The following is a 24,222-nucleotide window of genomic DNA, read 5'->3' as shown; positions in this document are numbered from 1 at the left end:
GCGGGTGGCGGTCCTACGGGGCCGCGTGTCCCACCGGGCGCGCGGCGAGCAGCGCGATGACGTCCTCGGTGCCGCCGGTCTCCGCGCGCTGCGGGAAGTGGTGGGCCACCGAGAACGCGTGCCGGGCCGGATCGGGGTCGCTCATCGCGTCGGTCGGGGTCGTCACGTGGAAGCCGAGCTCGAAGGCCTGCTGGACGGTGGCGGCGACGCCGTCGCCGGTCGCGACGCCGGTGACGACGACCTGGGTGACGTCCTCCTCGCGGAGGTAGGTCTCCAGGTCGGTGCCGGTGAAGGCACCCGGGGTGCGCTTGGTGATCCGCTTGCCGCCCGTGCCGAGTTCGGGGGCGACCGGGAGCGCCTGCTCGGGCATCACGAAGGGCGTGCCCTCGGGGTTGTGGTCGCTGCGCACGCCGGGGGTGGCCGCGACGTTGACGAGGACCACGGGCAGGCCGTGGCCGCGGAACGCGTCGGCGAGCCGGGCCGAGCGGGCGACGACGTCGGCGGCGGCATGGGGCGCCATGTCGACGCCGACGCTCCCTGCCTGGAGGTCGACGACGATCAGGGCGGTCCGGTCGTCGAGGGCGGTGATGGGCACGAAGTTCCTTAGGAGAAAAGGCGGTCGAGGATCGTGTGCGCCTCGGCGAGGGTGCGCACCTCGGCCGGCGAGAGGCCCTGGAGCTGCTTGGTGAGCCAGTCGGTGCGCGCGCTGCGGCCCTCGGTGATGAGGGCCCTGGCCTCGTCCGTGACGGTGACGACCTTCTGGCGGCCGTCGTCGGGGTCCGGCGTGACGGCGACCAGTCCCCGTTCGAGGAGGACGCCGACCGTCGCGCCCATGGACTGGGAGCGGACGTGCTGCCGCTTCGCGAGGGCGCCGATGCTCAGCGGGCCCTCGCGGGCGACGCACCCCAGTGCTTCGGACTGGCTGGCGGTCAGGCCCAGCCGGCCGCCCTGCTCGCGGAGCGCGCGCTGAGCCCGGCCGAACATCTCCCGCAGGGACTGCGCCAGATCGGCGGTTTCGGTCATGGGCCCAGCGTAGTAGATGTGAAGGCAAACTACAAAGTTTGCCTTCATGTAATTCCAGGCGGAGGCCGGCCGGCCCGACGGTGCGCTCGGCGGGTCAGCTGTCCAGCAGGGCGGGGACGGCCGTTCGGGCGGGTCAGCTGTCCAGCAGGGCGAAGAGCAGCAGCACCAGGGCCACCAGCAGCACCGCCGCCACGATCAGTACCGCCCCGGACTTCGCGCCCTTCGGTGTGGGCACGGGCTGCTGGATCGGCGTCGGTGTCGGGCCCCACTCGGCGGCGTCGCGTGGCTGCGGCTCGGGAAGGGTCGGATCGGCCCCTTCCGGGAGGGGGGTGTTCCGCTCGAGCTCTTGCTCCGGTGACTGCTCCGGCGTGCGCCGGTACGCGGGGTCGGACATGGGGTGTCCCTTCGCGGACGGGGCCGATGGGGCCCCTGTTCCGCCGGGTGCCCGCGGCCGGCCGCCGGAAACGGGCCTGCGCGCGGGCACGCGCCGACACCGCCATGAACGGGCCACCGCGGGGCACACGACCGGCACACGGGACGACGGCCGGAGGAGCACTGTGGTGAGGAGCCGGGGCACGGCTGACCGTGCCGGGCGCAGGACGTGGCGCAAGGAGCGGCCGGCACCGGCCCCGCGGACCTCCGGGGGAGCCGCACGTTCCGTGCCCGCCCCGGCCGCCGCGGGTGCACCCGTCCCGCCGCTCGCCCACGACGTACGCAAGAGCGGCGGTCGACTCCGCCGCACCCGGGCGGTGTGGAGGTTCGGCCGCACCCTGGTCCGGGCACTGGCCGCGTCCTGGGACAAGGACGTCACCGAACGCGCCGCCGCCCTGACCTACTACGCGGTGCTCGCACTGTTCCCCGCGCTGCTGATGACCGTGTCGCTGCTCGGCGTCGCCGGCGGGCCGGCCGACAGCAGCCTGTCGGCCGGAGTCACCACGCTGCTGCCCCCCGAGTCGCGGCCCGTGGTGGCCTCCGCGCTCCAGGACATGGCACGCGACCACTCCGCGACCCTGTCGGTGGCGGTGGCCGGCGGTCTCGGCGCGATGTGGTCGGCGTCCAGCTACGCGGCGGTCTTCCGCCGCGCCCTGCACACCATGCACGGCTCGAACGACCGCCGGCCGGCCTGGCGCACCGGCCCGCGGGTGGTGCTGACCTCGCTGACGCTCCTGGTGCTGCTGACGGCGAGCGCGGCCTGCCTCGTGGTGACCGGCGCGCTCGCGCACCGCGCCGGGGACGTGCTGCACATGAGCGGACCGGCGCAGGCGGCCTGGCGCGGGCTGCGCTGGCCGCTGCTGCTGGTGGTGGCCGCCGCGCTGGTGCTGGTCCTGTTCCGCACCGGTCCGCGCGGCACCCGGACGCTGCGCGCGATGGCACCCGGCGGCGCGCTCGCGGTCGGCCTGTGGCTGGCCGGCTCGGCCGGGTTCGCCGCGTACACCGCCCACATGGGGACGTACAACCGGCTCTATGGTCCGCTCGCCGGCACCGTGATCTTCCTGGTCTGGCTGTGGTTCTCCAACCTCGCGCTGATGATCGGCGCCCACTTCAACGTCGAGCACGCGCGGGCCGTGGCGGAGCGGGCGGCGCGAGCGGAGGCCGCCGGTACGGGCGGCGGCCCGGGTGACGCCGGCGCCGCCGGTGCCGTGGGCGAGACGCCGCCGGGCGGGACCGCGGTCACCGCACCCGGCGGCTGAGCGGGCCGACCGTTCCGTCGGCGCCCTCCAGGCGCCGTTCCCGTTCCGGCTGATAGATCCACCGGCGGCCGAGGAAGGAATGAGCACGTGATCGTCGACTGCGCCATCTACCGGGAGGGCCGCCGCGCGCCCACCCCGGACGACCTCTCGGACGCGCTGGACCAGGCCCGCGCGAGCGGGGACGCGTTCGTGTGGGTGGGGGTGACCGAGCCCACCGAGAGCGAGTTCGACCACATCGCCTCGGAGTTCGGGCTGCACCCGCTGGCGGTCGAGGACGTGCTCAAGGCGCACCAGCGGCCCAAGCTCGAGATCTACCACGAGTCGCTGTTCGCCGTGGTCCGGCCGCTGCGCTACGACGACGCCCGCGGCACCGTCACCGCCAGCGAGCTGATGGTGTTCGTCGGCGACTCGTTCGTGGTGACCGTCCGGCACGGCGAGACGCACACCGCCGCCGACGTGCGCGCCCGGCTGGAGTCGCAACCCGAGGTGCTCAGGCACGGCCCGGACTCGGTGCTCTACGCGATCTGCGACCACGTGGTGGACGACTACCTCGACATCGCCGGCGAGCTCCAGACCGACCTGGAGGAACTGGAGGAGAAGGTGTTCGCGCCGGTCGGCAAGGACGCGGCACGCACCGCCGCGACCATCTACGCCTTCAAACGGCAGGTGCTGGAGTTCCGCCGCGCCAGCGGGCCGCTCGCCGAGCCGATGGCCCGGATGGCGTCGGGGAGCATGCCGTTCACCGACCCGCGCAGCCGGCCGTTCTTCCGCGACGTCGCCGACCACCTGACCCGGGTGGGCGACGCCGGCGAGTCGCTGGACCGGCTGCTGTCCGACATCCTCGCCGCGCACCTCACCCAGGTCGGCGTCCGGCAGAACGACGACATGCGCAAGATCTCCGCCTGGGCGGCCATGGCCGCCGTGCCCACCCTGATCGCCGGGATCTACGGCATGAACTTCGAGCACATGCCGGAGCTGCGGCAGGTCTGGGGCTACCCGGCGGTGATCGCGCTGATGGTCGTGGCCGTGCTGGTGCTGTACCGCCTCTTCAAGCGCAGGGGCTGGCTGTAGCCGGTCGCCGCGCCGCCCGGATCGGGATCAGCCGGCCGGCGGGGCCTTGCGCCGCCTCGGCGCCCGGCTCGGTGGCTGCTTGGGGGCCTCCTGGTGGGCGAAGGAGGGCAGCTCCCGCACCACCGGCTGATCGGCGGTGAGGGTGAACGCGTCCTCGTAGTGCAGGATCTCGATCGGCGCGCCGTCGGCCAGGGTGTAGGTCGCGGTGCTGCGGGTGACCTCCACCCGCAGCCGCCGGCCGCGGAACATCAGCCGGAACGCGATCCGGCTCAGCGCGTCCGGCAGCCGCGGCGCGAAGCGGATCGGGTCCTGGTCGAACAGCCGCATCCCGCCGAGCCCGGCCACCAGCGCGGTCCAGGTGCCGGCCAGTGCCGCGATGTGCAGGCCGTCGCGGGCGTTGTTCTCCAGGTCCTTCAGGTCCATCATCGCCGACTCGCCGAGGTAGTCGTAGGCGAGCTGGAGGTGCCCGACCTCCGCGGCGATCACCGACTGGCAGTACGCCGACAGCGACGAGTCCCGCACCGTCAGCGGCTCGTAGTACGCGAAGCCCCGGGCCTTCTGCTCGGCGGTGAAGGCATCGCCGCGCAGGTACATCGCCAGGACCAGGTCGGCCTGCTTGACCACCTGCTTGCGGTAGAGGTCGAAGTACGGGTAGTGCAGCAGCAGGGGGTAGTGCTCGGGGTCGGTCCCGTCGAAGTCCCAGCGCTCGTGCCGGGTGAAGCCCGCGGACTGCTCGTGCACGCCCAGCTCGTCGTCGAACGGCACCGTCATCGCCGCGGCGGCGTCCCGCCACGTGGCGGTCTCCTCGTTGGTGACGCCCAGCGCGGCGGCGTGCCGCGGATGGCGCTCGGCGGCGTCGGCGGCGGACACCAGGTTCGCCTGCGCCATCAGGTTGGTGTAGACGTTGTCGTCGCAGATCGCGCTGTACTCGTCGGGTCCGGTCACCCCGTCGATGTGGAAGGCGCCGGCGTGGTCGTGGTGACCCAGCGAGCGCCACAACCGGGCGGTCTCCACCAGGAGTTCGAGCCCGGTCTCCTTCTCGAAGTCGTGGTCGCCGGTGATCGCGACGTAGCGCACCGCGGCGTCGGCGATGTCCGCGTTCACGTGGAAGGCGGCGGTGCCGGCCGGCCAGTAGCTGGACGCCTCGTCGCCGGTGATGGTCCGCCAGGGGAACGTGGCGCCGCGCAGGCCGAGTTGGGCGGCGCGCTCGCGCGCGGTGGGCAGCGTGTGCTGCCGCCACCGCAGCACCTCGGCGGCGGCCTTCGGCTCGGTGAAGGTGAGCACCGGCAGCACGAACGTCTCCGCGTCCCAGAACGTGTGGCCGTCGTAGCCGGACCCGGTCAGGCCCTTGGCGGGGATCGCGCGCTGCTCGGCGCGGGCGGCGGTCTGCAGCACGTGGAACAGCGCGAAGCGCACCGCCTGCTGGATCTCGGTGTCGCCGTCGACCTCGACGTCGGCCCGGTCCCAGAAGTCGTCCAGGTACGACTGCTGCTGGTCCAGCAGCCCCTGCCAGCCGGTGTCGCGGGCGCCCACCAGCGCCGCGTCGGCCTGGTCGCGCAGGGCGGGCAGCGAACGCGTCGCCGACCAGCCGTAGGCCACGAACTTCTCCAGCCGCAGCCGCTCGCCCTTCTCCAGCACGGCGGTGACGGTCAGCCGGGCCAGGTCGTCCCCGGACTCCGAGGAGATCTGCGTGGTCGCGCGCGGCCCGTCCACCCGGTGGTCGGCCGCCGCGGCCATCCGCAGCTCGCTGCGGGTGGTGGAGTGGATCAGGCCCAGCCGGGTGCCGCCCGCGAAGTGCTCCTCGGAGGCCAGCGGCGACTCCAGCGCCGCCGCCACCCGCGGGTCACCGGTGGCCCGCGGGATCTCCTCGTTCGCCGCCAGCTCCGACTGCACCACCACCCGCACCTGCTCGTCGAGCGGCTCCACCTCGTAGGCGATCGCGGCCACGGCGCGCTGCCGGAAGGAGACCATCCGGGTGGAGCGCACCCGCACCGCCCGTCCGGCGGGGGAGACCCACACGCACTCCCGGCGCAGCACCCCGGCGCGCATGTCCAGCTCGCGGGTGTGCGAGCGGATGGTGCCGTACCGCAGGTCGAAGGGCTCGTCGTCGACCAGCAGCCGGATCAGCTTGCCGTTGGTGACGTTGATGACCGTCTGGCCGGACTCCGGGTAGCCGTAGCCGCCCTCCGCGTACGGCAGCGGATGCAGCTCGTGCAGGCCGTTGAGGTACGAGCCCGGCAGGCCGTTCGGCTCGCCCTCGTCGAGGTTGCCGCGCCAGCCGATGTGGCCGTTGGACAGGGCGAACACCGACTCGCTCTGCGGCAGCAACTCCAGGTTCAGCTCGGACTCGTACAGCGACCACGGTGCGACTTCGTAGGCGGGATCGGTGATCACGCGCTCCTCCCGATCAGGTCGGCCAGATCCGTCACCACGGTGTCCGCACCGTGCTTGCGCAGCTCGTCCGCCTGCCCGACCCGGTCCACGCCGACCACGTAGCCGAACCGGCCCTCCCGCCCCGCGTCCATCCCGACCAGCGCGTCCTCGAAGACGGCCGCCTGGCCCGGCTCGAAGCCCAGCTCCTTCGCCGCGGTCAGGAAGGTGTCGGGTTTCGGTTTGCCGCGCAGCCCCAGCTCCTTCGCGGTCAGGCCGTCCACCCGCACGTCCATCAGGTGCTCGATGCCCGCGGAGACCAGCACGTCGCGGGTGTTGGCGCTGGAGGAGACCACCGCGGTGCGCAGTCCCGCCGCGCGCACCGCCGTCACGTAGCGCACCGAACCCTCGTACGCGGTCACGCCGTCGGTGCGGATCTTCTCCAGCACCAGGTCGTTCTTGCGGTTGCCGAGGCCGTGCACGGTGAGTGCCGACGGCGGGTCGTCGTCCTCGCCCTCGGGCAGCTCGATGTCGCGCGAGGCGAGGAAGGTCCGCACGCCGTCCGCCCGGGGCCGCCCGTCGACGTAGGCGTCGTAGTCCGCGGTGCTGTCGAACGGCCGGAAACCGTCGCCGTCCCGCGCGTGCAGGAAGGCGTCGAACATCTCCTTCCAGGCCGCGGCATGCACCAGCGCCGTCGGCGTCAGCACACCGTCGAGGTCGAAGAGGCAGGCACGTACTCTGCTCGGAAGGCCGATCTGCGTCATGCGCACCATGTGCCCCCCGCGCGGGGTCGGCATGCCCGCCCCGCGAGAAGTCCCCCCGGCTCGCCGAACGGCCGGACGGTTCCCCCGGCCGGCGGCGCGGCCGCGGGAGCGTTCGGGGGAGCCGTGCGGCGCCCGGGTCAGCCGCCGAGCCGGTTGATCTCCGGGCTGTGCAGCACGTGCGGCACCTCGTCGCCCTGCCGCGTCACCGCCAGCATCGCCCGGCCCAGCGCCTGCGTGGTCGTCACGTGCTTCGGGACGATCCGGCGCAGCACCGGGTACAGCCATCCGACGGCCGCGTACATCGTCCGGTACCAGCCGGTGCGGGAGCGCTCGCCGTGCAGCGGCTGGATCCAGCCGGGCCGGAACATGTACGCCCGCATGTCCATCGCCAGAAGCGCGTTCTCGGTGCGCCCCTTCACCCGGGCCCAGCCCGACCGGCCCTGCTCGGTGCTGTCGGTGCCCTCGCCGGAGACGTAGGTGAAGGTCAGCTCCGGGTTGCCGGCCGCCACGACGCGGGCGGCGGCCAGCGTGCAGTCGTAGGTGATGCGGGAGTAGTCCTGCGGGCTGTGCCCGGCCGACGACACCCCCAGGCAGTAGAAGCAGGCGTCCGCGCCGGACAGTTCGCCCGCGACCGCCGAGAAGTCGGTGAAGTCGTCGTGGAAGACCTGGCGCAGCTTCGGGTCGGACCGGCCCAGCGGGCTGCGGGCCACCGCGACGACCTCCGTCACGTCCGGGTCGAGCAGGCACTCCCGCAGCACACCCTGCCCGACCATCCCCGAGGCACCGAAGAGGATCACCTTCATCGCCGGCCGTCGCCGCCTTCCCGTACGTCCCGTCAACACGTGTGTCGCCGCCGGCCGCCCGCGGATCGCGGGGTGCCGTCCGGACAGTGTGCCGTACCCGGAGGGGCGGTGATCTTCCCGGCCTCCTCCGGTGGCCCCCGGGTGTGTCCTTGTTGGGCCCCGGACGAGCCCCGGTTGCCCCGGCCCGGCGCCGGATGCCGCCCTCGGGTTATCCCCCCGGGTGATCTCCGGCCTGCCGGATGGGGCGCGGGCGGGCGGCGGGGGAAGCTGGGCGAGGCGGGGCGGGCCCCGTCAGCACACCCCGCGCACATCCGCCCGCGTCCCTTGTCCGTCCCCGCGCGACGGCCACCCGGCAGCCGCCCCACCGTCGCACAACAGCCGTACGAACTCAGGGAGTCCACCGTGCCCACTCGCCGCGCCGTCGTCCTGTCGGCAGCCGCCGTCCTCCTCGCCGCGCCCGCGCGGGCCGTCGCCGCGTCCGGGTCCGGGTCCGGGGCCGAGCCCGCGTCCGGGTCGGGGTCGGGATCGGGCGCCGGAGGCGGGAGCGGCGAACGGCTGCGGCTGAAGCTGCCCGCGCCGAGCGGCCCCTACGGCGTCGGCACCGTGGCGCTGCGGCTGGTCGACACGGCGCGGCCCGATCCCTGGACCGGCGGCCCGCACCGCGAACTGATGGTGAGCGTCCGCTACCCGGCCCGTGCGATCCGCGGCTTCGCCGCCGCCCCGCAGATGCTGCCCGGCGAGGCCGCCGGGTGGACGGAGCTGAACAGCCTCGGCGACATCCCCGCCGACCGGGTCGACTGGGCCGCGACCCGCACCCATGCCCACCTCGGCGCGCCGGCCGCGCCGGGGCCGCACCCGGTGGTGCTGTACTCGCCGGGCGCCGGCGATCCCCGCTCGCTCGGCACCACCCTGTGCGACGACCTCGCCTCGCGCGGCCATGTCGTGGTGATGATCGACCACACCTACGACACCACCGCCGTCGAGTTCCCGGACGGGCGGGTCGCGCGCACCGTGCTCCCCGCGGAGTTCGCCGAGGTGGAGCCCGACCCGGCGCACCCCGACCCGGCGAAGGTCGCGCCGCTGCTGGAGAAGACGGTGGCCGTCCGGGTGGCCGACACCCGTTTCGTGCTCGATGCGCTGCCCGCCGCCCTTCCCGCGCCGCTGCGCGCGACCGCCGACTTCGCGCGCACCGGCATGTTCGGGCAGTCCGCGGGCGGCTTCACCGCGCTGCAGGCCATGCACGACGACCGCCGGATCCTCGCCGCGGCGAACCTCGACGGGGTCACGTCGTACGTCCAGGACGACGACGAGGACGGGTTCCCGTCCACCGTCACCGCCGACGGGCTGGACCGGCCCTTCCTGCTGGTCGGGAAGGACGGCAACACCCCGTCCACGGTGCCTTCCTGGGGCGAGCTGGTCCGGCACAGCCGCGGCTGGCACCGGGCCCTCTCACTGCACGGCGCCGCGCACGGCACCTTCACCGACGCGGTGGTCCTGGTCCCGCAGATCACCCGCCGGCTCGGCCTGCCGCGGGCCGCCCTCACCGAGAACATCGGCACGATCGCCCCGCGGCGCGCGGTGACCGCCGACCGGGCGCTGCTCGCCGCGTTCTTCGGCCGCTTCCTGCGCGGCGCGGACGACCACGGCCTGCTCGACGGTCCGTCGGCGCGGCTGCCCGAGGCGCGCTTCGCGTCCTGAGTGTCCTGAGCGCCCTGGTTTTGCGTCCCGGGCCGGGCCGGAAACCCTGGCGCCCGGGGGAGGTTACCCGCGAGGATGGCGCCATGTTCTTCATGGTCCTGTCCTCGGCGCTCCTCGTCGCCGGGATATGCGGATTGGGCAAGGCGATCGCCGACGAGGCGGCCTTCCTCCGGGTGCGCCGGAACGGCGTCGAGATCTCGGCCGACGTCGTGGGCAACGACGCGAGCCCGAGCCCCAACCAGAACGCGTACCACCTCAATCCGGTCGTCCGCTACCACGTCAACGGCCGTGCGTACGAGGCCGCGGTGTGCAACCCGGGCAGCCGCGGGCACGTCGGGTCCGGCATGACCATCCTGGTCCACCCCGACCACCCGTACGCGCCCTACGACCGCTACGGCGGGATCGGCACCCGGTCCCGCAACCTGGTGCTGCTGTTCGCCCTCACCGTCGCGCTGTTCGTCCTGATGCTCGCCACCCGCTGACGCCCCCGGCGCCGCCCGTCACTGATAGGCGACGGTCGGCGCCCACGCGGTCGCGTCGAGCGCGGCGTCACTCCTGCCCCGGCCGGCGACCTCGAACCTGATGGTGTCCCCGGCAGTCACGCGCAGGGTGACATCGGTGGCCCGGCCCGCGGTGTCCGCGCCGTCCAGCGAGCCGCCGGCGGCCGTCGGCGGCCAGATCCGGGCGCCGTCACGGGTGATGCGCGCGGTCACGCCGCTGCCGCCCGCCGCCTCCTTCAGCACCCGGCCCCGGATGGTGACGGTGCCGCTGCTCGGCGCCACCCAGGTCCGCGCGACCGAGCAGGCGGCACAGCCGTCGGGCACCAGGGCGAAGCGCGAGACGTGTCCCTGGCCGCCCCAGCTCTCCTGGGCCGCGTCGTAGGAGGGGAGGTCGCGCCAGCCGCGGCCGGGCGTGTAGGACTGCTCGCGCCACTGGCTGCCGCCCTGGTTCGCGGAGAAGTCGTATGCCGCGTTGTACGCCGTGCCGGCGGCGACCGGCGTGTTGCCGGTGAGCGACCAGGACGTGGAGTACGCGATCGACGGGTCGGTGTCGTCGACCTCGGTGGTGCGGGACGCGGTGCCCGAGATGAAGCCGTCGACGTCGGTGTAGTGGCCGGTCCCGCTCGTGTCGGAGCGCACCGTGATCTTCAGGGTGTGCGTCGTGTCGGGCAGGTCGGAGGCGGTGTAGAGGACCTGCTGGGGGAGGGCCGAGGGCGCGTAGGTGTCCACCGTGGTCACGGCTCCGCAGCCGTTCCCGTCGCCGTCGCAGACCACCACGTCCGCCTTGCCGTGGTCGGAGTTCTTCCCGCCCACCCAACTGGCGGTGGTGCCGGTGAAGGTGAAGGTGGCCGTCGCGCCCTTGGTGCCGATGTAGTGCGCGTCGGCGTCGAGGTAGCCGGCGTTCGCCGTCGAGTACGTCCAGCCGCCGAGGCCGTCGGTGAACGACGAGCCCGGTGCCGCGAAGAGGTTGTCGCGCGCGGTGCCCGAGGTGCCGTTCGGCGAGCTCGCACTGCCGTCGTGCACGGCCACCGCCGAGCCGTAGCCGCTGAACAGGTTGTCGGAGATCTCGTGCGAGGACTGGTAGTTGTCGGTGTAGGCGCCGTTCTCCAGGATCTCGATCGGCCAGCCCGCGCTGTTGCCGAAGAAGTCGCCGCGGAAGGCGATGTGGTCGTCGTACGCCTCCAGGTCCGTCTCGCTCTGGTCCGGACTGCCGGTGGAGACCTGGCCGTTGAGGATGCTGTCGGCCACGGTGACGGTGCTGGCGGACCAGAAGAAGAGCGCGGTGGTGCCCCACGCGTTGCCGCCGTGCCCGGTGTCGTCCAGCCGCACCCCGGTGATGGTCATGTCCTGGAGGTTGTCGAAGTTCTCGCCCGACAGGCTGTGGTGGAACCAGCTCTCGGTCAACGAGACGTCCGCGACGCTGTGGTGGCCCAGCGCGGTGCTCAGGAAGCCCTGCTGGCCGCCGCTGTTGGCGTCGAACCCGGAGATGTCCACGTCGTCGTCGTTGTCATAGCCCTCCAGGCGGGTGAGGGTGACCCCGCTGACGGCGGTGTCCGAGGGGGTGACCGGCACGTCCCCGGTGATCAGGATGCCGGCCGAGTGGTACATGCCGGGCAGGTCGGCCTGGGCGGGCGCGCCGGCGAACACGCCCCGCACATCGTGGGTGGCGACGTCGGACACGGTCAGACCGGTGTGCCCGTTCGTGGAGTACCAGAAGACCAGTCCGGCGCCGACGTCGCTGAGTTCGAGGTCGCGGACCGTCCAGTACGAGGCGTCCTGGATCCATACGGCCCGGTCGGTCGCCTGGCCGGTGCCGGTGATGTGCGGCCGGGCACCGGAGCCGTAGGCACCGAGCACGATGGGCGCGGCGCGGGTGCCGCTGCCGTACAGCTTGCCCAGTTCCCCGGTGAAGGTGTCGCCGCGCCTGAGCAGGATCTGCGCGCCGGGACCGAGGGTCCGGCCGTTCAACGGGGCGAAGCCGCACCACGGCGCGGAGGGGGAGGTGCCCGGACCGGTGTCGAGGCACCCGGAACCCGGTGCGTCGTCGACGTAGTGCGTGCCGGTCAGGACGGCGTCGGCGGGGACGGGCCCGGCCGGGGCGGCCGCGGCCTCGCCGACGGCCAGGCCGGCGGCGAGCAGCAGGGTGGTACTGGCCACGCAGGTCGCTCTGCGCAGCAGGGAGAAGGACATGACACGGCTCCTTGGCTCGGCGGGAGGGTCGGGTCGTGCGTGCTGGTGCGTGCGGTGTCGCTCGTGCCGTGAACCGGTGAACCTTTCCGGCCACGGCACTTGGTGCTGTTCAGTCCTGGTGGAAGACCTCGGGGAGCGGTACCGCGAGGGGGGAGTGGTCCGGATGGGTCGGCATGACCTCGGCCATGTGCCGCCACCACCGGCGGGTGGCCTCGTCGGCGGCGCCCGCGTGCCAGCGCCCGAGGTCCTCCACCTCCACGTAGGTGATCACCCGGTCCAGTTCCGGCGCCGCGAAGATGGAGAAGTTGCGGCCGCCCTGCGCGGTGATCCCGGCCCGGATCTCCGGCCACAGCAGGTCGTGCCGGCGCCGGTACTCGTCGAGGTGCGCGGCGGGCACCACCAGGGAGTTGACGATGCGGTGGGTCATGCCGTTCCTCCGCGCCGGGCCCCGGCCGCGCCGCGCACGGCGGCCCGGACGGCCTCCAGGTAGCCGAACCCGTACTGCCGCTCGGGCTCGAGGAAGCTTCCCTCGCTCCACTCGTTCCAGGCGTTGACGGTGACCACGCGGTGCTCGGTCCGCGCCGCGACCAGGTCCAGCGCGTCCCGGAGCGCCGCGCCCACCGCTTCCGGCGAGTTGCCGGCCAGCAGGCTGGTGTACGGGTAGCCGTCCTCGCCGCGCATGTCCCAGTCGGTGGTGCGCGGGCTGGGGTCCCAGCCGACCGTCACGTTGGGCAGGTACGGGACCGGCAGGGAGCCGTCGAACTCCCGCCACACCTGGCGGGCCCGGTCGTGCACCCGCCGGTAGTCCGTGGTGGGGAAGGAGTCGAAGCCCGCGTCCGGGTGGTGCCACCAGGTGTAGTGGGTGACGCTGTCGAAGCCGAGCCGCGTGGCCATGGCGCCCGGGTCGTCGATCTGGAAGGTGGTCACGCCGTTCAGATGCAGCTCGCCGACGCCCGCGGCCGCCGCGGCCGCGCGGAACCCGGCCAGCACGTCCGCGGCCGCGGCCGGCCCGCCCATGCCGGCGGTGAACGCGGGCACGTCGTAGATCGAGAAGTACGCGGCGCCGCCGATCCGCCAGTACGACGGGTGCGTCAGGTAGCGCTCGATGACGTGCCGGAAGGCGCACCGCGCGTGGTAGCGGGTGTTCGGCGCCGGCAGCAGCGTGGCCGGACGGACCGACCGCGCCGGATACAGGTCGTTCCAGTCGTGGTTGGCCCACATCAGCGCGAACCGGAACTCCGGCATCCGTTCGGCGCGCAGCAGCCCGCCGTCCAGCGCTCCGTTCAGGAACGGCCGGTTGTCGTACCAGTACCAGTCGACGAGGAAGCCGTCGATCCCGTGGTCGAGGGCCGCGCCGACGGCCCGGCCGGCGACCGCGGGGCTCGCCTCGTCCGCCGCGCCCCACAGCGGCTGCTTGGGCTGGACGTGGCCGGCGAACCGCGGCCGCGCGCCGCGCACCAGCGGCCACTCGGTCCAACCGGCGCCGTGCATCCGCACGTTGACCTCGTCGACGTGCCACTGCGGGTAGTAGTAGGCGAGTACGGTCGCCGGTCCCGGCTCCTGCGGTGGCCGGCCGTCACGTCCGGCGGCGCCCGACCCGGTCCCGAGGGGCCGGTCCGGGCCCGCGGCCGCGCCGAACCCCGCGGCACCGCCCTGCGTCGGCACGGTCATGACGCCGCCCGCCGGTCGGTGTCCTTCACCGGGTCGTGCGCCGTCCCGCCGTCGGGGCGGTCCGGCGCTGCGCCGGCCTCGCCCGTCCCGGCATCCGGGGCGCCGTCCGGGTCCCGCTCCGTGTCGGGATCGCCGTACACGATCAGCTTGACGATCTCCTCGACGGTGCTGTCGGCACGGCGTCTGATGCCGGCCACCCGACCCAGGTGCATCACCATGATGCGGTCGGCGGTCTGCCACACCTGCTGCAGGTTGTGGCTGATCAGGATGACCGCCTTCCCGGCGTCCCGCAGGTCCCGCACCAGCCGGAGCACCCGCTCGGACTCCTGCACGCCGAGCGCCGCGGTCGGCTCGTCCATGATCACGATGTCGGCGCCGCCGACGAGCACCCGGGCGATCGCGACCGCCTGCCGCTGCCCGCCGGACAGCAGGTAGATGGGGACCCGCACCGACGGGAGCTTGATGGTGAAACCGTCGAGTATCCGCTCGGCCTCCCGGTACATCCGCCGCCGGTCCACGAACGGACCGCGCCGGAACTCCCGGCCCAGGAACAGGTTGGCCGCTACATCGCGGGTGTCGACCAGGGCCAGGTCCTGGTACACCGTCGCGATGCCGCGCGCGGTCGCGTCGGCCGGCTTGCCGAAGGAGACGTCCTCGCCGCGCACCCGCAACCGGCCCTCGGTGAGGTCGTAGACGCCGGAGAGGGCCTTGATCAGGGTGCTCTTGCCGGCCCCGTTGTCGCCGAGGACGGCGAGCACCTCGCCCGCGTGCAGGTCGAACGACACGTCGCGCAGCGCACGGACGTGGCCGAACAGCTTGCCGACTCCCTGCGCGCTGAGCAGGGGTGCCGTGGTGGTCTCGGTCATCGGGCCCTCCGGCGCTCTCCGACGGCACCCAGGACGACGGCGAGCACGAAGACCGCTCCCCGGGCGAGTTGCTGGTAGTAGGAGTTGACCGACATCAGGGTCAGGCCGTTGTTGAGGACACCGATCACCAGCACGCCGGCGAGCGTGCGCTGGACCCGACCGGACCCTCCCGCGAGCCCGATCCCGCCCAGCAGCACCGCGGTCAGGACGTCGAACTCGGCGCCGTTGGCGTAGTTGGGGCCGCCGCTGCTCGATGTGCCGGTGGTGATGATCCCGCCGAGCGCGGCGAGCACGCCGGTGGTGACGAAGACACCCGCGTACACCCGCTTGGTGCGGACTCCCGCGCGCAGGGCGGCGCTGGGATTGCCGCCCACCCCGTAGATGTGCCAGCCGGCCCGGGTGAACGTCATGACGACCCAGGAGGCGAGGAAGACCGCCGCCAGGATCCACACCGAGGTGGGGATCGCCAGCGGCCGGTCCTGGAGGAAGTCGGGCAGCGCCAGGTTCGTCAGCGGCTTGGTCTGGCCGTCGGTGCTGATGAGCGCGACGCCGCGGATCACGATCCCCATCGCGAGCGTGGCGATGATGGAGTTGATGCCGACCCCGACCACCAGAGCGGTGTTCACCAGCCCGATCACCACGCCCACGGCCAGTCCTACGACCACGGCCAGGGGCGTGCCCCAGCCCAGGTCCTCGATGACGAGGGAGACCACGACGCTGGTCAGCGCGATGTTGCCGCCGACGGTGAGGTCGAGCTGCCCGGCGATCAGCGCGATCGTCATCCCCGCGGCCAGCACGCCGGTGACCGCCACGGCCGCCCCGACGTTGAGCAGGTTGCGCTGGGTCATGAAGTAGGGCGACGCCTGCCAGAAGTAGAGCACCAGCGCGACCAGCGCGAGGTAGATCCCGAGGTCGAGCAGCCGGTCCGCGGTGCGGCGGCGGCCGTCCCGGCCGGAGCCCGAGGGCCGGGTGGGCCCGAACCAGCCGGCGGGGTTGAGGACTCCGAGACCGTCCGCGAACGAGCGCACGGCGGGCCGGGAGGGGGAGTGAGCGGCTGAGTGCTCAGCCGGGTGCCCGGGCGAGTGCGCCGCCGAGTGCGCGGACAGGCCGGCCGTCATTCGGTGCCGTCCTTCGGGTAGTAGCGGTCCACGTTCGCCGAGGTGAGCACCCGCTGGGTGCTGAAGGTCGCGAACGGCTTGCCCATGGCGGTGGCGATGGCCGCCTCCACCCAGTTCCACCCCTCGGCGTACGGCTGGAAGTCGACCGCGGCGACGAGCATGCTCTTGTCGCTGGGGTCGCGCAGGGCCAGCCGGGCGGCGCTGTCCCCGCCGTTGCTGACCGCCAGGACGTCGCCGCCGCGGCCCGCCGCCTTCGCCGCGTTGATCGAGCCGATCACCGGCTCGTCGCCGTAGGACACCACCAGCACCGCGTCGTCGGGGTGGCCGGTGAGGAAGTCGTTGAAGGTGGAGCCCGCCGAGGTGGTGGGGTCCTGCCCCTGCGGGGTCAGCATCGTGGTGTGCGCGGCCGGGATGCCGAGCTGTGCCTCGGCCTCGGCGAAGGACGCCTTGACGCGGGCGTCGCAGTCCGAGCAGTTGGGCGAGGTCAGCCCGACGACGTCGACCTTCCTGCCCTTCCAGGCCGCGGCCATCCTGGCCTTGGCGGCGGGCACCAGGGTGTCCACGGCCAGCTTGCCGACCTGCTGGTTGTCGACCCCGAAGTGCGGGACGTCCTTGAACGTCCCGTCGATCAGCACCGTCTTGACGCCGTCCCGCCGCGCCTGCTGGTACGTCGCGTCGTTCATCGGCTGGGACCCGACCACCTGCGGCCCCTTGACGGCGAGTTGCTTGTACTGGTCCAACTCGGTGTCGTACTTGAAGTTGAGGTCGGCCTGGTCGAGGTCGACTCCGTAGAACTTCGCGGCGGCCTTCATCCCGTCGGACCAGGTGGCGAAGTACGGGTAGCTCAGACCCGGGCTGAGGAAGGCGAACCGGTACTTGCGCGGCAGTTTCTTCGGCACCGCGAACAGCGGTGTGACGTGGTACGCGCCGGTGGCGGCGGCCACTTCGGCGGCGGTGTACGTGACGCCGCTTGCGGCGCCGGCGTTCGTGGACGTTCCCGTCCCGCCGCTGGAGGACGAGCAGCCGCTCGCCACGAGCAGAGCCGCGAGGGCGAGGGCGCACAGGGCCGGTCTGGTACTTCGCGAGCGCATGGGCTCTCCGTGGGTTGTGGGTGCGGTGCGGTGGGATGCGAGGGGGATACGGGAGTTGCGCGGGATACGGAGGTGCGAGGCGTTGCGTCGGGAGGGAGGTGTGGACGGCAGGCGGCCATCGGTTGACGCGAAAACGGCGCGAGGTGCCGCAGCGCATCGATGAACAGTTTTGAACTGTTTCAATCCGTAGGGGATGCTAGGCGTACACTGCGGGTCGGTCAAGGTTTCGAGGAGATGACATGAGCCGAGCTGATGGTCCACCGAATACCGAGGAAAATCCCCCAAATCGGCGTACGGTGACCATCCGTGACGTGGCCGCCGAGGCTCAGGTCAGCCTCGGTACCGTGTCCAATGTTTTGAACCGTTCAAATGCCGTGGCGCCCGAGAAGCGGCAGCGCGTCCTCGATGCCATCGACACGCTGGGGTTCGTCAAGCACGCGGGTGCGGCGCTGATGCGCGGCGGGAAGGCCCGCACCATCGGGCTGGTCGCGCTGGACGTGCGCAACCCGTTCTTCACCGAGCTCGCGCGGGGGGCGGAGGACGCCGCCCGGGAGAACGGGCGGCTGCTGATCCTCTGCAACTCCGACGAGGACGCCGAACAGGAGCGCAGCTACCTGGAGTTGCTCGCGGAACAGCGCGTGCTGGGGGTGGTGATCAGCCCGGTCGACGAGCGGAACGAGACGCTGAGCTGGCTGCGGGAGCGCGGCACCGCGGTGGTGCTGCTCGGCCGGCCCCGCCAGGACTACTGCTCGGTCCGGGTGGACGACGTCGCGGGCGGGCGCCTGGCGGCCGAGCACCTGCTCGATCTCGGGCATCGCCGACTCGCCTACGTCACCGCCCCGTTGACGATCGAGCAGTACCAGGAGCGGCTGGAGGGCGTGCGCCAGGCGCTGCGCGGCCGCGGGCTCGCCGAGGACTCCTGCCGGGTGATCGAGGTGGGTTCGCTGGGCACGGCGGCGGAGGGGCGGCTGGCCAGCGCCCGGCTGCGCGAGGAGTACCCGGAGGTGACCGGGGTCGCCTGCGGAAACGACCTGCTCGCACTGGGCGTGGTGGGCGGCCTGCTGCGCCAGGGGGTCCGGGTGCCGGAGGACGTCTCCGTGGTGGGGTTCGACGACATCGAGATGGCCGAGCAGAACCCGCTGCCGCTGACCACGATCCGCCAGCCCAAGGCGGAGCTCGGCTACGTCGCCACCAACCTGCTGCTGGACGAGGCACAGCGCGGAGGCGTGCACGCGCATCGCGAGGTCATGTTCCAACCGGAACTGGTGGTGCGGGAGACGACGCGCGCACCGGCCGGCGAGGCTTCCCCGTGAGGACCCGTGGGCACCCGGCTCGCCCGTGCTCGTCCGAACGGGTGGACACGCGGGACGGGGGCGGCGGGCCCGGGGGAGCGGGGGAGCGCCGAGGAGGGCTGTTGGGCCGGGGGTACTGATACCCGCAGGGCATCACACGGGTGGAAAAGGGTCTTGGACGCCGCCGCCCGCGCGAGGCGACGCTGGGATGCAGACGGCCGCGGGACGGCAGGTTTCGCGGCCTCTCCATCAGCACATCGCGAAGGGATTCCCATGCGTGTCTTTCTCACCGGCGGCTCCGGCTACCTCGGCACCGCCACCATCAAGGCGCTGCTCCGGCACGGCCACGACGTCACCGCCCTGGCGCGCAGCGAGGCGTCCGCGGAGACGCTGGCCGGGTTGGGCGCGGCCGCGGTCAGGGGCGCCCTGGCCGACACGGAGGTGCTGACCGACGCCGCCGCGGCCGCGGACGGCGTGCTGCACCTCGGCAGTGACCCGGGGCCGAACACCGCGGAGGTGGACCTGGCGGCCGCGCTCGCGATGCTGGCGGGCCTCGGCGGCCGCGGCGCGTACGTGCACACGGGCGGCGTGTGGGTGTACGGCGACACGGACGGCGTGGTCGACGAGGACGCGCCGCAGTCGCCGCCGCCGATCACCGCGTGGCGCCGGTCGAACGAGGACCGCGTACTGGCCGCCACGGCGGACGGCGGCCGCCCGGTGCTGGTGATGCCCGGCGTGGTCCACGGCCGGGGGCAGGGCCTGATCGAGACGTTCTACACCGCACCCGGGCGCGCGAACGGCGCCGTCCCGCTGATCGGTGACGGCGACAACCACTGGGCGCTGGTCCACGTCGACGACATCGCCGAGCTCTACGCCCTCGCGCTGAACGCCGAGGGCGGCTCGGTCTACGCGGGCGTCAGCGACGAGAACCCGCGGCAGGCCGACATCGCGCGCGCGGTGTCCCGGGCCGCGGGGTGCGAGGGCAGCTTCGAACGCCTCACCGTCGAGGAGGCGGAGCGGCGGATGGGCCCGATCGCCCGCGCGTTCGCCCTGGACCAGCAACTCACCGGCGCCCGCGCCCGCAAGGACCTCGGCTGGTCCCCGCGGCACCTCGACGCGCTGACCGATCTCGCGGCGATCCCGGGCGCCTGAGCGTACGGCGGACCGCTGACCGTTTCCGGCCACGGCGGCGGACACGGCCACAGCCACGGCGGCGGCGCCTCGCCGCCGCCGGGTCCCTCGGGTGCCCCACGCCGCGATCCTGGCGCGTCGCTGAGTCACCAATGATCGAGGATGATCGGAACACCCCTGTTTCGAACTCTTGCGCTCAACAATTGGAACTGGTTAGCCTCACTGCGCAGTGATCGGGTCGTCATCACGGAGGACCCGCAACCCCGCCCCGGCCCCGGTCACCGGTACCGAGGGCCGCACCCGCTCGGCAGCCGCACCATCCAACGCAGCGGACTCGACGCTGCCCACCAGGAGGAGCACGATGGCTGAATCAGGCATGCCCAGAAGGCGTTTCCTCATCGTCGGCGGCGCGGCCGGCGTGTCGGGCGCTCTCCTGGCGAGCGGTCAGGCGGTCGCCCGCAGCGGCCCCCGGACGGGCGGCCAGGCCGGGAACGGTGCCACCGGCCCCCAGGCGCACACGCGGTTCGAGCAGTCCGGCGACAGCGTCAGGCTTGTCGTCTCGGCCACCGCGAGCACCCCCGGGTACACCGTGCTCGTCGCCAAGTCCCGTTTCCGGATCACCACGTTGCGCGACGGCAAGGTCGTCCTGCAGACCACTGACGGCGTGTCGGGGTCGTCCGGGCCCGCGGCCTTCCAGACGGACGCGGGCACCTGGGCCACGGCCACCTCCGTCACCGGCGCCCAATGGCGGGACGGCACCCTCGCGTTGACGCTGGCGACCACCGCGCCCGGCAGCACCGTGACCTACCGGATCACCCCGGCCGCCGACCGCTACCGGATGACGTGGTCGGTCCAGGGCCAGGCAGCCGCGACGCAGGTGGCCGCGCACTACCTGGTCGACTCGGCCGGTCACTGGTACGGGCAGGGCGAGGCGGTGACCGCCGCCGGCGCGCCGTACACCGACCAGCCCTGGCCGCTGGACTCCGGCACGGTCCGGGACACCGCGATGGCGCCCGCGGAGTACCTGATCACCGAGCCCTTCTGGTTCACCCAGCGGGGCACCGGCCTGTTCGTCGCCACCGAGGACGTCATGGATGTGTCGATGAACGACGTGCAGCAGGGCGTCTTCGGCTACACCCTCACCGGCAGCGCCGCGATGGACGCCACCGTCTTCGTCGAACGCACCGCCAGGGACGTCTACGAGAACTACGTCGGCATCACCGGCACCCCCGCCAAGAGCGACGCCCCCGCCGTCCAGTACGCCGAGCCGCTGTGGAACTCGTGGGCGCAGTTCTACACCGACGTCTCCCAGGACTCGCTGCTGGCCTGGGCGAAGAGCCTGCACGACGCGGAGGTGCCGGGGCACACGATCCAGATGGACGACGGCTGGATGAGCCACTACGGCGACTTCACCTTCAACAGCAAGTTCCCGTCGCCGAAGGCGATGTCCGACGAGATCCACGCGATGGGCTACGACTTCGGGATCTGGGTCACCCTCTGGATCAACACCGACGCCGACAACTTCGGCTACGCCGCTGACCACGGCTACCTGCTGAAGTCCAAGGACGACCCGACCACCCCCGGCCTGGTCACCTGGTGGAACGGCACCGCCGGCATCGTCGACCTCGCCAACCCCGACGCCCGCGCCTGGTACGTAGGGAACCTGCAGAGCCTCCAGCAGACCTACGGCGTTGACGGGTTCAAGTTCGACACCCGCTTCTACGACGAGACCTGCGCGCCCTACCCCGGCCACACCGCGCTCGACTACCTCGCCCTCGGCGCCGAGTTGTGCGACCAGTTCGACCTGCAGGGCGCCGGCGTGCGGATCCACTGGACCGGCTCGCAGACGTACGGCTTCGTCACCCGCCAGGTCGACAAGGGGACCGACTGGGTCTCGCTGCGCGCGGCGGTCGCGCAGAACCTGGCGATCAGCACGGTCGGCTACCCCTTCGTCGAGACCGACATGATCGGCGGCTCGCTCGGCGAGGCCCCGCCGACCAAGGACGTGCTCGTGCGCTGGGCGCAGGCGGCCTCGCTGATGCCGCTGATGTACTCCTCCAGCTCGCCGCTCGGGGTGTCCAACGCCTACGGCAGCCAGCAGTACGACCAGCAGACGGTCGACCTCTACACGGCCGCGGTGCGGACCCACGGACGCCTCGCGCCGTACATCGAGGCGCAGGTCGAGCGGGCGGTGCGCAGCGGCGAACCGATCATGAAGCCGCTGTTCTTCAACTACCCGGAGGACGACGCCACGTACCCGATCGCGGACCAGTGGCTGCTGGGCGACTCGCTGATGGCCGCGCCCGTCCTCGCCGACCAGACGCGGCGCACCGTCCACGTACCGCCCGGCCACTGGTACGACGTCGTGCACCAGCGGACGGTCCACGGCCCCGTCGACCTGACCGGCTACACCGCGGATCTGAGCCAGACCCCGGTGTTCGTGCTGCTCGGCACGCAGGACACCGGCACATTGATGAGTGCGCTCAAGCGGTGACGTGAACTCTGCGCCGCGGTAGCGGGCCGGCGGGGGCGGACGGCCCCCCCTCCGGCCCGCACCGGGCTCGGGTCAGACGCTCTGCCGGGCCCCCGCCGGTTCGGGTGCCCCGCCGGCGGCGGTGGAGTAGACGACGCAGATCTGCCCCTCCGTCAGCGGGAGCAGGCGTCCGCCGGCGTCCCGGCCGAGCCGCCCGCACGGGCAGCGCTGGTCGGGGTCGTCGACCGCGACCAGGGTCTCGTCGTAGAGGCACCGCAGGTGGGTGCCGCCGCTCCCGGCCGGGTCGAGCGTCTCGCCCGGCCGCGGCACCAGCCACCGGACCAGGCGCAGGGCCGACTCGGTGCCGGCGCGCTCCGGGGCAGGGGCGGGCGAGCTCCGCGCCTGCCACTCCACGCCGTCACCGGCGACCGTGGAGTAGACGGCGCTGACGGCAGGCCCTTCCACCGGGAACAGGCGTCCGTCGTCGTCCCGGTTGAACTCCCCGCAGGGACACTCCTGTTCCGGGTTGTCGACCGCGACCAGGGCCCCGTCCTCGTAGCAGCGCAGATGGGTGCCGCCGGTCGCGGACGGGTCGATCGTCTCGCCCGCCTGCGCCACCAGCCACCGTACGAGCCGCAGAGGCCGTCCGTCCTCGGCTCGCTCCGGCTCCGCGGCCCGCTCGCTCGGCGGCACCGGGCTCAGGAGATCGGAGAGGTGGCCCTTTCCTCCTTCCAGGAAGAGCGTGAAGTCCCAGAAGCCCTCGGGCACCAGGTCGTTCGGACGTCCCTCGTAGCGCAGGGCGAATTCGATCCCCCGCGCACCGTCGTCCAGCACCATGAAGTAGCTGTAGACGTGGTCGCCCTCGTCGTCCCCCGACGGTTGCGGCCCCCACGGCGCCCACCACACCCGCGACCCGTCCGACTCCGCGAGTGCCACCGCGTCCAGCAGGTACGCATGTGCCGCCTCTGCCACGGAGATCATGTGCAGCCCCCCAACTGATTGCCCCTGTCGATCCGTTGGGCGACCACCCTAGGCGGCCCCGCCGACAGCGCGCCCCTTCTGCCCGCGTCCCTACGGCGCCTCCACCTGCTCCGGCGCGCGGTGCCGGGCGGCGTACCGGGTACCGGGATGGTCCTCCGGGAGCCGGGTCCGGCCGGCACCGAACAGGCGCTCGCGCAGCGTCTCCCCGTCCTCGTAGGACTCGCGGTACCGCCCGCGGCGGCGCAACTCCGGGACGACGAGCTCGATGAAGTCCTGCGCCGTGCCGGGGGTGAGGAACTGCCGCAGGTTGATCCCGTCGATGCCGCCCTCGTCGAGCCAGTTCTCGATCGTGTCGGCGACCACCTTCGGGGTGCCGGCGACGAAGAACTGGCCGCGGTTGAAGCCGCCGATCCGGGTCAGCACGTCCCCGACGGTCTGCTCGGGCCGGTACTGCCGGATCAGCCGCTGGTAGCCGGGGACCTTGCGGGCGATGATGTCGCCGACGCGGGTGTCGGGCGAGTAGCGCGTCCAGTCCAGCCCCGCGCCGGAGTGCGCCAGGTGGCCGTCCACGCTGCGCAGGGCCGTGAACTCCTCGACCTTGCGGGCCACGTCGCGCTCGGTGCTGCCGACGATCACCGCCGCGCCGGCCATGAACTTGATGGTGCGCGGGTCCCGCCCGGCGGCCCTGGCCTGCTCGCGGTAGCCCTCGATGTAGCCTCGGGTGTCGGCCAGCGAGCCGCCGCCGACGAAGACCGCCTCGGCGTGCTTGCCGCCGAAGGCCCGCCCGGCCGCGGAGCTGCCGGCCTGGTAGATCACCGGGGTGCGCTGCGGCGAGGGCTGGGACAGGTGCGGTCCGGCCACCTTGTAGTAGCGGCCGGCATGGTCGATGTAGTGCACCTTCGAAGGGTCGGTGTAGACCCGGTTGTCCACGTCCTGTATGACCGCGTCGTCCTCCCAGGAGCCCTCCCACAGCTTGTAGAGGACCTCCATGTACTCGTCGGCGATCTCGTAGCGGTGGTCGTGGTCGACCTCGTCCTCCAGCCCGAAGTTCCTTGCCGCGTTGGGCAGGTAGGAGGTGACGACGTTCCAGGCCACCCGGCCCCTGGTGAGGTGGTCCAGGGTGCTCATCCGGCGGGCGAAGGCGAACGGCGGCTCGTAGGTGGTGGAGAAGGTCGCGGCGAAGCCGAGACCCCGGGTGACCGCGGCCATCGCCGGGATGACCAGCAGCGGGTCGTTGTTGGGGATCTGCACGGCCTCCGTCAGCGCGGTCTGCGGGCCGCCGCGGAACCCGTCGTAGGTACCGATCACGTCGGCGAGGAAGACCGCGTCGAAGGTGCCGTACTCCAGCAGCCGGGCCAGCTCCAGCCAGAACTCGATGTCGTTGAACCGGTGCCGGTTGTTGTCCGGGTGCACCCACAAACCGTGTGAGATGTGGCCCACGCAGTTCATCTCGAACAGGTTGACGTGCAGCTTCTTGCGTTCGGTCACA

Annotated in this window: 21 protein-coding genes; 7 read left to right on the top strand and 14 right to left on the bottom strand. The window is 72.7% G+C overall.

Annotation, left to right across the window (positions count from 1 at the left end):
• Positions 1 to 13: 13 nt before the first annotated feature.
• The 3 genes from C4U44_RS26645 to C4U44_RS26635 form a co-directional block, all read right to left on the bottom strand.
• Complete coding sequence (locus C4U44_RS26645; RefSeq protein ID WP_103888571.1) at positions 14 to 595, bottom strand: isochorismatase family protein; 582 nt, start codon at positions 593 to 595, stop codon at positions 14 to 16.
• 8 nt (positions 596 to 603) lie between these two features.
• Positions 604 to 1,023, bottom strand: a complete 420-nt coding sequence (locus tag C4U44_RS26640; RefSeq protein ID WP_160145103.1) for a MarR family winged helix-turn-helix transcriptional regulator — start codon at positions 1,021 to 1,023, stop codon at positions 604 to 606.
• Positions 1,024 to 1,156: 133 nt separating this feature from the next.
• Positions 1,157 to 1,417, bottom strand: a complete 261-nt coding sequence (locus C4U44_RS26635) for a hypothetical protein (RefSeq protein ID WP_103888569.1) — start codon at positions 1,415 to 1,417, stop codon at positions 1,157 to 1,159.
• Between the two features lie 265 nt (positions 1,418 to 1,682).
• Between C4U44_RS26635 and C4U44_RS26630 the strand changes: the two genes are divergently transcribed.
• Positions 1,683 to 2,714 carry a YihY/virulence factor BrkB family protein gene (locus C4U44_RS26630; RefSeq protein WP_235032369.1) on the top strand — a complete coding sequence of 344 codons (1,032 nt, stop codon included), beginning with the start codon at positions 1,683 to 1,685 and terminating at the stop codon, positions 2,712 to 2,714.
• A gap of 87 nt (positions 2,715 to 2,801) precedes the next feature.
• Positions 2,802 to 3,785, top strand: coding sequence for a magnesium/cobalt transporter CorA (gene corA / locus C4U44_RS26625; protein WP_103888567.1), 984 nt, complete (start codon positions 2,802 to 2,804; stop codon positions 3,783 to 3,785).
• A 27-nt stretch (positions 3,786 to 3,812) separates the two neighbouring features.
• Here corA and C4U44_RS26620 read toward each other — a convergent pair whose 3' ends face one another.
• From C4U44_RS26620 to C4U44_RS26610, 3 genes are all read right to left on the bottom strand, one after another.
• Complete coding sequence (locus tag C4U44_RS26620) at positions 3,813 to 6,179, bottom strand: glycoside hydrolase family 65 protein (protein WP_103888566.1); 2,367 nt, start codon at positions 6,177 to 6,179, stop codon at positions 3,813 to 3,815.
• Positions 6,176 to 6,919, bottom strand: coding sequence for an HAD family hydrolase (locus C4U44_RS26615; protein ID WP_103888565.1), 744 nt, complete (start codon positions 6,917 to 6,919; stop codon positions 6,176 to 6,178). Before C4U44_RS26615 ends, C4U44_RS26620 begins: the two co-directional genes overlap by 4 nt.
• A 137-nt stretch (positions 6,920 to 7,056) precedes the next feature.
• Complete coding sequence (locus tag C4U44_RS26610; RefSeq protein WP_103888564.1) at positions 7,057 to 7,722, bottom strand: Rossmann-fold NAD(P)-binding domain-containing protein; 666 nt, start codon at positions 7,720 to 7,722, stop codon at positions 7,057 to 7,059.
• Between the two features lie 402 nt (positions 7,723 to 8,124).
• Here C4U44_RS26610 and C4U44_RS26605 point away from each other — a divergent pair, with 402 nt between their 5' ends.
• Together C4U44_RS26605 and C4U44_RS26600 are read left to right on the top strand one after the other, a co-directional pair.
• Positions 8,125 to 9,420 carry an alpha/beta hydrolase family protein gene (locus C4U44_RS26605; protein ID WP_103888563.1) on the top strand — a complete coding sequence of 432 codons (1,296 nt, stop codon included), beginning with the start codon at positions 8,125 to 8,127 and terminating at the stop codon, positions 9,418 to 9,420.
• Positions 9,421 to 9,503: 83 nt separating this feature from the next.
• Positions 9,504 to 9,902: a DUF3592 domain-containing protein gene (locus C4U44_RS26600; RefSeq protein ID WP_103888562.1), complete on the top strand. Its 399-nt coding sequence runs from the start codon at positions 9,504 to 9,506 to the stop codon at positions 9,900 to 9,902.
• An 18-nt stretch (positions 9,903 to 9,920) separates the two neighbouring features.
• Here the strand turns inward: C4U44_RS26600 and C4U44_RS26595 are convergent, their stop codons facing one another.
• The 6 genes from C4U44_RS26595 to C4U44_RS26570 form a co-directional block, all read right to left on the bottom strand.
• Positions 9,921 to 12,110: a hypothetical protein gene (locus C4U44_RS26595; protein ID WP_103888561.1), complete on the bottom strand. Its 2,190-nt coding sequence runs from the start codon at positions 12,108 to 12,110 to the stop codon at positions 9,921 to 9,923.
• Positions 12,111 to 12,219: 109 nt separating this feature from the next.
• Positions 12,220 to 12,537: an L-rhamnose mutarotase gene (locus C4U44_RS26590; protein WP_103888560.1), complete on the bottom strand. Its 318-nt coding sequence runs from the start codon at positions 12,535 to 12,537 to the stop codon at positions 12,220 to 12,222.
• Positions 12,534 to 13,781, bottom strand: coding sequence for a glycoside hydrolase family 99-like domain-containing protein (locus C4U44_RS26585; RefSeq protein ID WP_103888559.1), 1,248 nt, complete (start codon positions 13,779 to 13,781; stop codon positions 12,534 to 12,536). The genes C4U44_RS26590 and C4U44_RS26585 overlap by 4 nt, the downstream gene beginning before the upstream one ends.
• A complete protein-coding gene (locus tag C4U44_RS26580) occupies positions 13,778 to 14,647 on the bottom strand; it encodes an ATP-binding cassette domain-containing protein (RefSeq protein ID WP_103888558.1) in 870 nt (289 codons plus the stop codon). The genes C4U44_RS26585 and C4U44_RS26580 overlap by 4 nt, the downstream gene beginning before the upstream one ends.
• Positions 14,644 to 15,765 (bottom strand): ABC transporter permease, encoded by a 1,122-nt coding sequence (locus C4U44_RS26575; RefSeq protein WP_103888557.1) that lies wholly within the window; start codon positions 15,763 to 15,765, stop codon positions 14,644 to 14,646. Before C4U44_RS26575 ends, C4U44_RS26580 begins: the two co-directional genes overlap by 4 nt.
• A complete protein-coding gene (locus C4U44_RS26570; protein WP_103888556.1) occupies positions 15,762 to 16,856 on the bottom strand; it encodes a sugar ABC transporter substrate-binding protein in 1,095 nt (364 codons plus the stop codon). Before C4U44_RS26570 ends, C4U44_RS26575 begins: the two co-directional genes overlap by 4 nt.
• Positions 16,857 to 17,095: 239 nt before the next feature.
• Here C4U44_RS26570 and C4U44_RS26565 point away from each other — a divergent pair, with 239 nt between their 5' ends.
• From C4U44_RS26565 to C4U44_RS26555, 3 genes are all read left to right on the top strand, one after another.
• Positions 17,096 to 18,169 carry a LacI family DNA-binding transcriptional regulator gene (locus tag C4U44_RS26565; RefSeq protein ID WP_103888555.1) on the top strand — a complete coding sequence of 358 codons (1,074 nt, stop codon included), beginning with the start codon at positions 17,096 to 17,098 and terminating at the stop codon, positions 18,167 to 18,169.
• Between the two features lie 252 nt (positions 18,170 to 18,421).
• Complete coding sequence (locus C4U44_RS26560; protein WP_103888554.1) at positions 18,422 to 19,300, top strand: NAD-dependent epimerase/dehydratase family protein; 879 nt, start codon at positions 18,422 to 18,424, stop codon at positions 19,298 to 19,300.
• Positions 19,301 to 19,655: 355 nt separating this feature from the next.
• Entirely contained in the window at positions 19,656 to 21,773 is a 2,118-nt protein-coding gene (locus tag C4U44_RS26555) for a glycoside hydrolase family 31 protein (RefSeq protein WP_160145102.1), read from the top strand.
• Between the two features lie 72 nt (positions 21,774 to 21,845).
• Here C4U44_RS26555 and C4U44_RS26550 read toward each other — a convergent pair whose 3' ends face one another.
• Positions 21,846 to 22,733 (bottom strand): hypothetical protein, encoded by an 888-nt coding sequence (locus C4U44_RS26550; protein WP_103888552.1) that lies wholly within the window; start codon positions 22,731 to 22,733, stop codon positions 21,846 to 21,848.
• Positions 22,734 to 22,823: 90 nt separating this feature from the next.
• On the bottom strand, positions 22,824 to 24,221 hold the full coding sequence (locus C4U44_RS26545; protein ID WP_103888551.1) for an LLM class flavin-dependent oxidoreductase: 1,398 nt from the start codon (positions 24,219 to 24,221) through the stop codon (positions 22,824 to 22,826).
• Position 24,222: the final 1 nt, after the last annotated feature.

Source organism: Actinacidiphila yanglinensis, from assembly GCF_900107965.1.
Classification (GTDB): Bacteria; Actinomycetota; Actinomycetes; order Streptomycetales; family Streptomycetaceae; genus Actinacidiphila; species Actinacidiphila yanglinensis.
This window is presented reverse-complemented; position numbering and strand designations above follow the sequence as displayed.